Source organism: Synechococcus sp. R5-13 (assembly GCF_047462015.1).
GTDB lineage: Bacteria > Cyanobacteriota > Cyanobacteriia > Thermostichales > Thermostichaceae > Thermostichus.
This window is the reverse complement of the sequence record NZ_JANSIL010000214.1, coordinates 1-5,894: the sequence shown is the minus strand read 5'-3', so window position 1 is coordinate 5,894 and position 5,894 is coordinate 1. Positions and strand designations below refer to the sequence as shown.

Sequence of the window (5,894 nt, the reverse complement as noted above, 5' to 3'; positions counted from 1 at the left end):
TGTTCAACTGCTGTCCATTCCAGTTGTCCCCCTCTGACGTATGGGCAATATCTGTCCTTCCCAAGTCCACGCCTACCACCTGAGCGGTGTTCTGCTGTTCCGGTAACTTTGCTTCCACGCAAATCTGGATGGAGTAGGAACCGTCTTTGCGCTTGACCAGAGTGGCCGTTCGCGTCAGCGGACCGGAGGTCTTTTTGGGATTGGAGCCTGCCAACTGTTCTCTCTGGTAATGACCAATCGCCAGCTCAAAGCGTTCTCGACCCTCCACCGTGGTGTTCGCGTTAGCGTCGCGTAGCGACAGCGACACCGTCCAGTCTTTCTCGCGAAACGAAAAGATACGAGCGTCGTAGGTAGCGAAGCCACCCTTGTTCGCGTTAGCGTCGCGTAGCGACAACGCTTTGACCGGGCGGTTTTTCTGTTGTGCCACCTTGCGAGCAGACGCTACCCGTCTGCATATCTGTTGGTCGCGTAAGCGGGACGTAGTCCTTGCCAAATTACTGGACAAGCCGAAACGGGCACGGATTTCGTAGTAGCACAGGGATTGGAGTTTCAGTGGGTTGACGACTTTCTCGGGTGTGTTTTGGTTGACCCAGTTCAAGGCTTGGCCGTTCGCGTTAGCGTCGCGTAGCGACAAAGCATCCAATGTCTCGTCCAATTTGGCGGCTTGCGACTGGGACACCTTGAGCTTGCAAGAAACGGTCAGGACTTGGGTCATAGCCTTATTGCATTTTACTCACATTCCTCCCGACCCTTGCCCTGTGGGCAGAGAGCGGGGCTCCTGCGGTTTCTAGCTGACGGGCCAGCCAGGCAGTTAAATCCTCCGAGCTGCTGAAGTCCAACAGAGCTTCCCCCAGCGCCTCCAGTTGTGACGTTGACAAAGCCCAAATCCTATTCTCAAGGGCCGGGTCAAGGGATCCCAACTTCCGCCTGAGCAGCCGCAAAACCAGCGTTGCTTCCCCGTGTTGCAATCCCTGTTGTAATCCTTGTTGCAATCCTTGTTGTAGCCCTTGTTGCAGGCCCAGTTGTAGTCCTTCTCTGCGTCCTTCTTTGCGCCCTTCTTCCAGCCCCTCTCGCAGAGCTTCTGCCCGCCACTCTTGGTAGATCACCGATTCCCTCATATCCAAAGACCTCATGATTTGTCGAATCAAACCCCGATCCAATGCTAGTCCCGCCAAGACGGCTGTTGCGGCTGCCAATTCCCTTCTCTCACTGGGGTCTGCCAAGCTCTCTAGCTCACTGACCACCTCTCGCAAGGTTTCTGCTGGATCTTCCACCTGGCTCAGAACCCGAAAAGGCAGTAGGGCTTGCCGATCCGCTCCGGCCCTCAAATCACATTCCCATAGGCGGATGACATCAAACTCATGGCTCAGCCTCTCTAGACGAAAAGAGGTCTGGAAAACTCGCTCCGACCCCGTTTTGCGCAAGTCAATCGCGTTAGCGGTGCGGAGCACCTTGACCACCTGCTGCACCGATAGGTGAGGATACCTCCGATAGAGTCGGGGCCGAGCCACTTCTCCCATGAGCCAGCGGGCAAACTGCTCTGGGAAACGCTCGGCCAGATATTTGCAGACGTTGTCATAGGCCATGTCGAGATGGATCCCTGGAATTAGCGACCGCCCACGGTAATGGAATCCACCTTGATGTGGGGCTGCCCCACCGTCACATAAATGCTGCCGCTGACGGAGCCACAGAACCCGGCTGCCAAGCTGAGGTCCTTAGAACACATGGAGATTTTGGTCAAGATGTCTTTGGCTTCTCCGATCAGGGTGGCTCCCTTGAGGGGCTTGGTAATTTTGCCGTTTTCGATGAGATAGGCTTCTTCGACGGCGAAGTTAAATTGCCCGGTTGGGCCGACGCTCCCTCCCCCCATGCGCTTGCAATAGATGCCTTTGTCGATAGAAGCAAAAAGATCGTCCAATTCTGCATCTCCGGGGGCAATGTAGGTATTGCGCATACGGCTGGCGGGGGCAAAGGTGTAGTTTTGGCGGCGACCGCTGCCGGTGCGGGGGTGGCCGGTGCGCATTGAGCCAGCCCGGTCGGCCAGGAAGTTCTTCAAAATGCCCTTTTCAATTAGCAAAGTGCGCTGGACGGGCATCCCCTCGTCATCCACATCCAGGCTGCCAAAGGCCCCTTCAGAGAGACCTTCGTCCCAGGCGGTGAGGTTTTTGTGGGCAATTTTCTGGCCTTTTTTGTCGGCAAAGGGAGTGGTTTTGCGCTCAATCTGGGTGGTTTCCAACAGATGCCCGCAGGCTTCGTGGAAGATAACGCCGCCAAAAGCGTTGGACATCACAATCGGGTAGGTGCCGGATTCCACGTAGTCGGCATAGAGCATCTGGCCGGCAGCTTCTGCCAGTTCCCGGCTATGGGCCTCCAGATCCCAACGGCGCAGAAAGTCGGGATCCCCCGTACCGCCGGAGCGTTGACTGACAGAGGCGCGATGGGATCCATCGGCACAGAGCAGCGTAGAGCTCACGGATTGGGTGAGGCGCACATCCCGCACAAAGGTGCCATCGCTGCAGGCCACCAGAATCTCTTGCCAATCGCGGAAATAGGTGGTGCGGCGGGACTGCACATGGCGGGCTTGGCGACCCAGTTGCTCGTTGGCTTTGAGCAGGATCTCCCCCATCTCCGCAATGGGGCTACATTCCTTCAACCAGCCATCTTTGCGGCGACGCTCGCCGTAGTCCTGCAGCATCTCCAGGTTGATGGCAGAAACCAGCGCTGTGGGGCCGGGAGGGGTGAGGCCCATCAGCGAAAGGCCCTTCTCCAGAGCAGCCTTGAGACCGGCAAAGGATAGATCGTTGGTGCTGACGTAGCAGTCGGCCAAGCCGCGAAACACCCGCACGCCGGCCCCGGTGGAGAGTCGTGGGGTGATGCTGGTGATGGCGTCATCTTCGGCCAGGCAACTGATGGAATTGCCCCGTTCTAGGAAAATCTCCACCAAGTCCGCACCAGCAGCCCGACCCCAACCCAACAAGGCAGAGAGGGGATCCCGCCAATCCTCGTCGAAGCGCTGTAGAGTATGACGGTAGTTCAGGTTGGGCAGTTCTTTGGACAAAAGCAGCATGGCAGGCTCAGGGAGTAGAGACGAGCTGAGGCCGAGGCAAGTTTTCGTTTCCCCAGTTTAACAGGGCGTAAAGGTTCTCCCCTGCCGGCAAATTGACCTGGAGCTTGACAAGGACGGGGGAGCAGTCGAAGATCGCTGCACAAGGAAACCTCGACTTGCAATGGCTGCCAAGAAAAAACCGCCGGAGCTTCAGCCCAGCCTATTTGACGATCCCATCGAGCCGCCAGCCCCGGCGGAGGAGACACTCCCCCAGTGGGATCAGATCCCCCTGTCGGCCCAGGTGTCCATCCCCCCCGGCACTTACAGGGATTTGGAGCAACTGAAGCAGCATTGTTTGGTATGCCAGCGCTGCGACTTGGCAGCCAGCCGTACCCATGTGGTGGTGCATCGGGGCAACCCCAAGGCAAGGATTTTAATCATCGGAGAGGGGCCAGGGGAAAGCGAAGACCTGCAGGGGCTGCCTTTTGTGGGCAAGTCGGGACAATTGCTGGATAAAATCCTGGCTTCGGTGGGGCTGGATCCCGAGCAGGACACCTACATCTGTAATGTGGTCAAGTGCCGCCCCCCTAACAACCGCGTGCCCACCCAGGAGGAGATGGACGCCTGCCGTCCCTATCTGTTGGAGCAAATTCGCCTGGTGGATCCCTGGATTATTCTGCTCACGGGGGCCACTTCGGTGCGCTCCCTTTTGGGCGAGAAGCGAGGGATCACCAAGATCCGCGGGGAATGGATCCAGTGGCAGGGACGCTGGTGTATGCCCATTTTTCACCCGGCTTATCTGCTGCGCAACCCAGACCGCACCCCCGGCAGCCCCAAGTGGTTGATGTGGCAGGATATTCAGGCGGTGAAGCAAAAGTATCTGGAACTCACCGGCACAGCACCGCCCCAGCCCAACTTTTGAGCCCATTTCCCCAAGCGCCCCTCCTCCCAAAGGAGAGCAAGGGATCCCTACCTTGGCTGATCCCCAGGTTTGAACCCAGTCAAGAGGCCAAAGCGGAGCAAGCCGGTGGCATAAGCCTGACGCATCAGGCCCAGCCCCAGCGCCCCGCGAACGGTAACCCAGCCGCTGCGCAGCAAAGCCCAGATCCAGCGCCAGTCGCGGGCAGAAGCGATCACCTCATCCCAGAAAGGGGCCACCCGCTCCGACCAGTCGGCGCTGCGCACCTGCTCAAAGCCCACCTGTTGGGCCAGAGCCTCGTAGCCGGAGAGGCTGATCACATAGGGCAGGCAGTACACCTCGTAGATTTTCTGCAAAAGCTGTTGATCCTGCCGACTCAGGGATCCCTCGCGGTGGCACCAGGTTACCACCATCACCTGCCCGCCCGGTTGCAAGACCCGCCAGCCCTCGGCCAGAAACTGCCGCTTATCCGGCATGTGCTCGCCGCTTTCCAGAGACCACACCAGATCAAAGGTGTTGTCTGCAAAGGGCATCTCCAGGGCATCGGCCACCTGAAATCGCACCTTGTTGCTCAGGCCGGCCTCTTGGGCGCGCTCCGTAGCCCGCTTGGCTTGGACGGGGCTGAGGGTAATGCCCGTAACCTGTGCCCCAAAGCGCCGGGCTAACTCCAAGCTGCTTCCCCCAATGCCACAGCCAAGATCAAGAATGTGCTGGGGAGGGCAGGGATCCCCGATCTGGCCCCACTGGATAACCCTATCAATCAAGTCAATCTGAGCTTGGCGGCGATCCTTACCGGTTTGGCCCGGCTCGTAATAGCCATGGTGCATGTGCTCCCCCCACACCCGCTCCCAGAGGCCGGAGGAGGCATCGTAGAAGTGGCGAATGCGTTGGTTGAGGGTGGAGGTCACGGCGGCAGATCTCGGTCTATGGCTTTCTCATTTTGGATCCTCTCGCCCGGTGAAATCTGATGGGGAACCCTTGTAACCCAACTCGCGCCAGCCGGACGGAGCCATAGTAACAGACCCTTTCCGGGCTCACCTTGGAGCAGAAAGCGATCCCAGCGCCCAAACCAACCGCTGCACAGCACTCAAGAGCACCAGAATCGCCATCAGCCCAAACAAGCCCACCATGTACTCCGGGAAAAGGAAAAACAAGCCGTAGAAAAAGATGGTTTCGCTGCCCTCGATAAGCCCCGACGGCATACTTAAGCTGGTCAGTTCATCCAGGGATCCCGCCCCGACAGTGCCATCCGTCCTTGTTGCTCCGCAACGCTGTCGCGAACGCCGTTTTTCCAACAGCCCTGCCAAATACATCCAGGAGCAAAGGTTGATGTAAAAGCTGGCCAGCATCAGAGCCAGAGAAGCATAGCCCAGCAGGGATCCCTGGTGAAAGGCCAGCCCCAGGGGAACGACCGCGTAGACCACCACATCCAGCAGCATATCCAGGTAGCCCCCCAGATCGCTCTGCCGTCCCTGCAGACGAGCCAACGTGCCGTCCAGCCCATCCATAAACCGGTTCAGCAACCACAGGCCCAGCCCCCACCCGTAGGCCCCGTAAGCTGCCGCTGTCCCAGAGGCCAGGCCCATGGCAAACCCCGACAGGGTAATGGCTAGGGGATGCACCTGTTGGAGAGGGGTTTGCAGCACTGGAGCCAACAGCCGCTCCTTCCACTGCCTAAGCACCTTATCCAGCAAGAAACACTCCTTTCTTATTGCTCTGCAACGCTGTTGCCGATGATCACCACCGGCTGGGATCCCAGAGGCCAGAGGCACAAAACCTCTCGATTCAATTTTCTTGCTCCGCACCGCCAACGCGATGGAAATCATCATCCCAGAATCATCCCAGATGATGAGAATGCTAGTAAACTACCCGACCCTGACTGCTTCGCAGTACAGGGCGGGCTTTCGGTAGCCCTGCAGTTGGCAAGCC

Annotated in this window: 5 protein-coding genes and 1 pseudogene; 1 reads left to right on the top strand and 5 read right to left on the bottom strand. The window is 58.4% G+C overall.

Annotation, left to right across the window (positions count from 1 at the left end; translation table 11 throughout):
• From NW840_RS13690 to NW840_RS13680, 3 genes and pseudogenes are all read right to left on the bottom strand, one after another.
• A pseudogene (locus tag NW840_RS13690) lies at positions 1 to 715 on the bottom strand (RNA-guided endonuclease TnpB family protein); the annotation flags it as partial.
• A 4-nt stretch (positions 716 to 719) separates the two neighbouring features.
• Entirely contained in the window at positions 720 to 1,586 is an 867-nt protein-coding gene (locus NW840_RS13685) for a DUF4351 domain-containing protein (RefSeq protein WP_414344865.1), read from the bottom strand.
• Positions 1,587 to 1,606: 20 nt separating this feature from the next.
• Entirely contained in the window at positions 1,607 to 3,067 is a 1,461-nt protein-coding gene (locus tag NW840_RS13680) for a TldD/PmbA family protein (protein ID WP_414344863.1), read from the bottom strand.
• Positions 3,068 to 3,347: 280 nt separating this feature from the next.
• Between NW840_RS13680 and NW840_RS13675 the strand changes: the two genes are divergently transcribed.
• Complete coding sequence (locus tag NW840_RS13675) at positions 3,348 to 3,968, top strand: uracil-DNA glycosylase (protein WP_414331024.1); 621 nt, start codon at positions 3,348 to 3,350, stop codon at positions 3,966 to 3,968.
• A 47-nt stretch (positions 3,969 to 4,015) separates the two neighbouring features.
• On the opposite strand, the gene NW840_RS13670 is transcribed toward NW840_RS13675, so the two are convergent.
• Together NW840_RS13670 and NW840_RS13665 are read right to left on the bottom strand one after the other, a co-directional pair.
• On the bottom strand, positions 4,016 to 4,873 hold the full coding sequence (locus NW840_RS13670; protein ID WP_414344861.1) for a methyltransferase domain-containing protein: 858 nt from the start codon (positions 4,871 to 4,873) through the stop codon (positions 4,016 to 4,018).
• Between the two features lie 126 nt (positions 4,874 to 4,999).
• Complete coding sequence (locus tag NW840_RS13665; protein ID WP_414344860.1) at positions 5,000 to 5,794, bottom strand: CDP-alcohol phosphatidyltransferase family protein; 795 nt, start codon at positions 5,792 to 5,794, stop codon at positions 5,000 to 5,002.
• Between the last annotated feature and the right edge of the window lie 100 nt (positions 5,795 to 5,894).

Excerpts from the sequence above, each read along its gene's own strand:
- NW840_RS13685 (WP_414344865.1), bottom strand. The coding sequence starts at position 1,586 with ATGGCCTATGACAACGTCTGCAAATATCTGGCCGAGCGTTTCCCAGAG.
- NW840_RS13680 (WP_414344863.1), bottom strand. The coding sequence starts at position 3,067 with ATGCTGCTTTTGTCCAAAGAACTGCCCAACCTGAACTACCGTCATACT.
- NW840_RS13665 (WP_414344860.1), bottom strand. The coding sequence starts at position 5,794 with ATGATGATTTCCATCGCGTTGGCGGTGCGGAGCAAGAAAATTGAATCG.